Raw genomic sequence first — 4,935 nt, 5'->3', positions numbered from 1 at the left:
GAGCAGTGGGAAGAGGCCGAAGACGGCGAAGACGAGGAAGAAGGGGGCGACGAGGGCGTACGGGGTGCCCTTGGTGTCCCAGCGGTGGAGGCGGCTGCGCCAGGAGGCCTTGGGGCCCGCGGTGCGTGCGGTGGGCGGCGGGGTGTCGTCCGGCCGGTCGGCGGGGCCGGTGCGGCTCGGTGCGGTCGTGGAGGCCACGGGTGGGTTCCTTCGGTGGTCACGGCCGGTGTCGGCGGAGAGGGAGGGGCGGCCTGTGTCGTCGGCGGGGCGGGAGGGGCGGCGGGCGCTCGGGTGGGCCGGCGCTCGGGTGGGCCGGCGCTCGGGTGGGCCGGCGCTCGGGTGGGCCGGCCTCCGCGGCCGGCTGCCCGGGGACCGGCCCGCTCGGCCGGTCCCGGTGGGCGGGCCCCCTCCCCCGCGACGGCGGCCGCGGAGCGGCGTGGGGTGGGGCGGGGGCGTTACTGGACGGTGCTGTCGATCTGGCGCACGGTGGCGTTCCACGCCTCTTCCGGGCTCTTGCCGTTCTGTTCCATGAGCAGGACGCCGGTGCCGAACGCCCCGGTCAGGTCCCCGGCGCGGGGGCCGGTCTCGGCGGGCTCGATGGCCTTGGCGGCGGTGGAGAAGATCTGGCCGGTGGCCGCGCCCGGCCCGATGTAGGGGTTCTTGTAGCCGACGACGCCGGGCAGCTCGTGGGCGGCCTGGTTGGCGGGGATGTTGCCGACCTTCTGGAAGACCTTCGCCTGCTGCTCGGGGGCGGTGAGCCAGGCGACGAGCTTCTTGGCCTCGTCGACGTGCTTGCCGGAGGCGGGCACGGCGAGGAAGGAACCGCCCCAGTTGCCCGCGGCCGGTGGCTGGGCGATGTTCCACTTGCCCTTGTTGGACGGTCCGGAGAACTGCTGGATGTTGGCCTGCTGCCAGGACGGGCAGACGGTGGTGGCGAAGGTGGACTTGGAGAAGGCGGTCTGCCAGGGGGTGTCGAACATCTTCAGGCCCTGGCTGGTCCTGCCCTGGACGGCCTTGACGGCCAGGTCCCAGGCGCTCTTGACGCCGGCCGATTCCTTGTAGGCGAGCTTGCCGTCCTTGTAGTACTGCACGGGGCTGCTGGCGACGACGGCGTTGAACAGTCCGCTGGCGCTGTCCATGAAGTAGGTGCCGCGCGGGGCCTTGGCCTGGTACCGCTTGCCGGTCTCGACGAACTTCGCCCAGTCGCCCGCCCAGAGCCTGCCGACCGCCTCGGGGTCGGAGGGGAGGCCCGCGGCCTTGAAGAGGTCCTGGCGGTAGCAGATGGCCATCGGGCCGACGTCGGCGCCCAGGCCGATCGTCCTGCCGTCGGTGGTGGTGGCCTGCTCCCACTTCCAGGGCAGGTAGTTCTTCTTCTCGACGCCGGGGGCGTCGGACAGGTCGACGAAGGCGTCGGCGAGATCCTCGGACGTGGCCAGGGATATGCGGCCGACCTCCAGGGCCTGGACGTCGTCGAGTCCGCCGCCGGAGAGCCGGGTCTGCAGCGCGGTCCAGTAGTTGCCCTCGACGGTGGTCGGGTTCTCCTTGATGACGATGTGGGGGTGCTGCTTCATGTACGCGTCGTACAGGCCGGCCTCCTTGTAGCCGAAGGTCCCGAAGGTGCCGACGGTCAGGGTGATCTTCCCGTCCGCGGAGGCGGAGCCGTCTCCGGAGGACGAACAGCCGGTGAGGGCGAGCGCGAGGGCCAGGGCCGCCGGGGCGAGGAGCGCGGAGCGGCGGCGGGTACGGGTGGGCGGCACGGACGAGCGGGACATGGCATCTCCTCGATGCGTCGGGGTGAGAGGGAGGGGCGCGCCGGGCAGGGCCTCGCCTCGTCGGCGATCGGCGCGAAGGAAGGTTTGGGAGCGCTCCCAAACAAGGGCTGAGGGGACCCTCGCCGCAGGGTGGGCGGCGAGGTCGGCTCGTCAGGCGCTGGCGCGGGTGACCAGGCGCGTGGGGAGGATCAGAGGGGTGGGGTCCTGCCCGTCGATGATCGCGACGAGCATCCGCGCCATCTCCCGGCCGAGACCCTCTATGGGCTGGTGCACCGTGGTGAGCGGCGGGTCGGCCATCCGGGACACGGCCAGGTCGTCGAAGCCGACCACGGCGACGTCCGAGGGGACCGGGCGGCCGGCCTCGCGCAGCGTGCGCAGGGCCCCGGCCGCCATGTTGTCGCCGGCGGCGAAGACCCCGTCCAGGCCGGGATGGCGCGCGAGGAGCGCGGCCATGGCAGCGGACCCGCTGGGTTCGGTGAAGTCGCCGCCCTCCGGGGGGTACGGCTCCAGTCCGGCCGCCAGCATGGCGTCCCGGTAGCCGCGGTAGCGGGCCCGCCCGACCTCGGTGTCCAGACGTCCGCAGATCGTGGCGATCCTCGTCCGGCCGGACGCTATCAGGTACTCGGTGGCCGCGCGCGCTCCGCCGACGTTGTCGACGTCCACGTACCAGCGGGGGTCCAAACCGACCGGGCGGCCGCCGAACACCACGGGCATCTCCGCCCCCTCGGCCATCCGGGCCAGCGGATCGTCCTCGCGCAGCGCCATCAGCATCACGCCGTCGGCGCCCTTGGACCTCAGCAGCTGCTCCACCCGCTTGCGCCCCCGGTCGGAGGCGGCCAGGCAGAGCATGAGATGCAGGTCGGCGTCCTCCAGTGCGGCCGAGGCCCCCACGATCACCTGGGCGAAGAACGGATCCGCGAAGATCGAGGGATCCTCCCCCGAGACGACCAGGGCGGCCGCGCCGGTCTGACGGGTCGCCAGCGCGCGGGCGGCCGGATGGGGTACGTAACCGAGCTGGCGGACGGCCCGCTCGACGGCCTCGCGCTTGGCGCGGCTGACGTGCGGGGCGTTGTTGAGCGCGCGGGAGGCCACCGACCGCGAGACGCCCGCCAGTTCGGCCACCTCGTCGAGTGTCGACTGCCGGCGGGACACGCCTTCGGTCATGATCCGCCTCTCCTGTCACATCCGGAACACACGGAAGACTGGGAGCGCTTCCAGTTCCCAGACTGTAAAGCCTTCCCCCGGTTATGTGAAGTGTCGGTTAAGCGCACCCACTTGACAGGCTGAACAGGGCATCACACGATACCGGCCACACCCCAGAGTGCCGATGTGCGTGCTGGGATCGCTTCCAGTGGGAGCGCTTCCACGGTCCGGGGTGACGTACCACCGCACTTCCTCAGTGCGCCGCCCGCCCAGGACGAGGGCGTGCGGCGCTCCCCCCTCAGGAATCGAGGTACCGTCATGCGCCGCAGCATCCGCGCCCTCGCGGCAGCCGTCCTCGCGCTGCCGCTGGCGCTCACCGTCGCGCCGTCCGCCCACGCGGCGGACCCGACCACCATGACCAGCGGGTTCTACGTGGACCCGAACTCCACCGCGAAACAGTGGGTCGCCGCCCACCCCGGTGACGGCCGGACGCCCGCGATCAACGCCTCCCTCGCCAACACGCCCATGGCCCGCTGGTTCGGCGCCTGGAGCGGCACCATCGGCACCGCCACCGGCGCGTACGCGGGGGCGGCCGACCACGCGGACAAGCTGCCCGTCCTCGTCGCCTACAACATCCCGCTCCGCGACTCCTGCGGCGGGCACTCCGGCGGCGGCGCCACCAGCCCGGCCGCGTACGCCTCCTGGATCGCCCAGTTCGCCGGCGGGATCGCCCACCGCCCGGCCGTGGTCATCCTCGAGCCGGACTCCCTCGCGGACTACGGATGCCTGACACAGACTCAGATCCGCGAACGCCAGGGCATGATCGGCGGAGCCCTCGCCGAGTTCAACCGCCAGGCACCGAACACCTGGGTCTACCTGGACGCCGGCAACCCCGGCTGGATCAGCGCGGCGGCGATGGCCCAGCGCCTCCACGAAGCGGGCCTCCGGCAGGCCCACGGTTTCTCGCTCAACGTCTCGAACTACTACACGACCGCCCAGAACACCGCCTACGGAAACGCCGTCAACAGCGAACTGGCCGCCCGCTACGGCTACACCAAGCCGTTCGTCGTCGACACCAGCCGCAACGGCAACGGCTCCAACGGCGAGTGGTGCAACGCGGCCGGCCGCCGCATCGGCACCCCCACCCGGATGGGAGGCGGCGCCGAGATGCTGCTGTGGATCAAGGCTCCCGGCGAGTCCGACGGCAACTGCGGCGTCGGAACCGGGTCCACGGCCGGGCAGTTCCTCCCCGAGGTCGCCTACAAGATGATCTACGGCTACTGACCTTCCGACTCCTGTGGCCCGGTGTCCGCCGCCCCGCGACCGGGCCACAGGCCCTTTCCGTTCCCTGTTTCCCTTCCCCTTTTCACTTTCCTTTCTCCTTTCCGAACCCCCTCGACCAGGAGCCTTCATGAAGTCACGCAGCCTACGGCGCCGTGCGACCGCCGCCCTCGCGGCGCTCGCGGCCTGCGCCGCCCTCACCGCGACACAGGGACAGGCGCAGGCCGCACCGGCCGGGGACGCCCTGACCCCGACGACGAAGTTCTACGTGGACCCGCACAGCAAGGCCGCCCGGCAGGCGCTCACCGACCTGCGGAACGGCGACGTCGCGAACGCGGTGAACATGGCGAAGCTCGCGAGCTGGCCGCAGGCCGAGTGGTTCACCGAGGGCACACCCCACGAGGTACGGGCCAAGGTGAGCAGCCTCGTCCGCCAGGCGCGGGTGGTGAACCGGACCCCCGTCCTCGTCGCCTACAACGTACCGGGCCGGGACTGCAGCCAGTACTCCAGCGGTGGTGCCCCGTCCTCCGCCGCCTACCGGCAGTGGATCGACGCCTTCGCCGCCGGCATCGGCGACAGCAAGGCCGTCGTCGTGGTCGAGCCCGACGGCCCGGCCCTCCTCCCCAGCGACTGCGGGCGGGACGTGGACCCGACCGGCGAACTCACGGCTGCCCGCATCGCCGATCTGGCGTACGCGGTGAGGACCATCAAGGCCAAGGCCCGCACCGCCGTCTATCTC

4 protein-coding genes and 1 pseudogene are annotated in these 4,935 nt (G+C 72.1%); 2 read left to right on the top strand and 3 right to left on the bottom strand.

What is annotated here, in order from left to right:
- The 3 genes and pseudogenes from RIF68_RS27265 to RIF68_RS27255 all read right to left on the bottom strand — a co-directional run.
- Positions 1-198: pseudogene (locus RIF68_RS27265) on the bottom strand (sugar ABC transporter permease); the annotation flags it as partial.
- Positions 199-455: 257 nt separating this feature from the next.
- Complete coding sequence (locus RIF68_RS27260) at positions 456-1,772, bottom strand: extracellular solute-binding protein (protein WP_309053953.1); 1,317 nt, start codon at positions 1,770-1,772, stop codon at positions 456-458.
- Positions 1,773-1,922: 150 nt separating this feature from the next.
- A complete protein-coding gene (locus tag RIF68_RS27255; RefSeq protein WP_309053952.1) occupies positions 1,923-2,936 on the bottom strand; it encodes a LacI family DNA-binding transcriptional regulator in 1,014 nt (337 codons plus the stop codon).
- Between the two features lie 297 nt (positions 2,937-3,233).
- Between RIF68_RS27255 and RIF68_RS27250 the strand changes: the two genes are divergently transcribed.
- The gene (locus tag RIF68_RS27250) at positions 3,234-4,199 is read left to right on the top strand and encodes a glycoside hydrolase family 6 protein (protein WP_309053951.1); all 966 of its coding nucleotides are present in this window, start codon (positions 3,234-3,236) and stop codon (positions 4,197-4,199) included.
- Between the two features lie 127 nt (positions 4,200-4,326).
- Positions 4,327-4,935 (top strand): glycoside hydrolase family 6 protein (locus tag RIF68_RS27245; RefSeq protein ID WP_309053950.1); only part of this gene is annotated, 609 nt, incomplete at its 3' end.

The organism is Streptomyces sp., assembly GCF_031178505.1.
Classification (GTDB): Bacteria; Actinomycetota; Actinomycetes; order Streptomycetales; family Streptomycetaceae; genus Streptomyces; species Streptomyces gulbargensis.
The sequence above is the reverse complement of the archived record's forward strand: the minus strand, read 5'-3'. Positions and strand labels throughout refer to the sequence as shown.

Excerpts from the sequence above, each read along its gene's own strand:
- RIF68_RS27255 (WP_309053952.1), bottom strand. The coding sequence starts at position 2,936 with ATGACCGAAGGCGTGTCCCGCCGGCAGTCGACACTCGACGAGGTGGCC.
- RIF68_RS27250 (WP_309053951.1), top strand. The coding sequence starts at position 3,234 with ATGCGCCGCAGCATCCGCGCCCTCGCGGCAGCCGTCCTCGCGCTGCCG.
- RIF68_RS27260 (WP_309053953.1), bottom strand. The coding sequence starts at position 1,772 with ATGTCCCGCTCGTCCGTGCCGCCCACCCGTACCCGCCGCCGCTCCGCG.